Origin of the sequence: Parafrankia sp. Ea1.12 (genome assembly GCF_900465275.1) — a bacterium.
GTDB lineage: Bacteria > Actinomycetota > Actinomycetes > Frankiales > Frankiaceae > Parafrankia > Parafrankia soli.
Map to the genome: position 1 here is coordinate 1 of NZ_UBIZ01000722.1, position 772 is coordinate 772.

Below are 772 nucleotides of genomic sequence, written 5' to 3' on the forward strand. Positions count from 1 at the left end.
GTGCCGCTGCGCTGGACGTCATCGCCAGTTGACATGCCACCATTGTCCACCCCGGCCGCGGGTCGGCGAGCGAGCCAGGCCCACCGTCGCGGGGTGCGGGGGCGCCCACCACCGCGGTGCGCCCTCCGCCCCAGGCTCCCGCGGGTCAGGCACCCGCCGGCTCGGACTCCGCCGCCTGCGTCCCGTCCGGCCGCAGCTGGCCCACCACCGACGCCGCGGCCGCCTCGCCGGAACGAATGCACGCCGGGATGCCCACACCGTCGTAGCCGGCGCCGGCGAGCGCGATGCCCGCCGGCAGCGCGCGCCGGACGGCCGCGATCCGGCCCAGGTGCCCCGGCAGGTACTGCGGGAGCGCCCCGCCCCAGCGGCTGACCCGGTTGGCGATCGGACGGGCACTGATCCCGGTGACCTGGGCGACCTCGGCGGCGGCGACGCCGGCGAGCTCGACATCGCCGCGCCGCAGGTCGTCGTCGGCGCCGGCGCGGCCCACGCTGGCCCGCACGACCGTCAGGTCGCCGCCGCGGGCGATGTGCGGCCATTTCACCGACAGGTAGGTCACCGCCTTGATCGACAGGCCGGCCCGCGCGGGGATGAGCAGGCCGCTGCCGGGCGGCGGTACAGCTCCCCGGTAGAGCAGTGTGACCAGGCCCACCGACGCGTACGGCACCCCCGCGAGGGGCGCGGCCGCGTGCGGGGCGATCGGGGAGAGGAGATCACGCGCGGCGCCGGCGGGAACCGCGAGGATCACCGCGTCGGCGACCAGGGGCGGGGA

The 772-nt window shown here is 78.0% G+C and carries 1 protein-coding gene; it reads right to left on the bottom strand.

The genetic code is table 11. The features are described from left to right. Positions 1-145: 145 nt before the first annotated feature. Positions 146-772: FAD-dependent oxidoreductase (locus tag FMEAI12_RS35965; RefSeq protein WP_200835528.1), on the bottom strand; the 627-nt coding region annotated here is incomplete at its 5' end.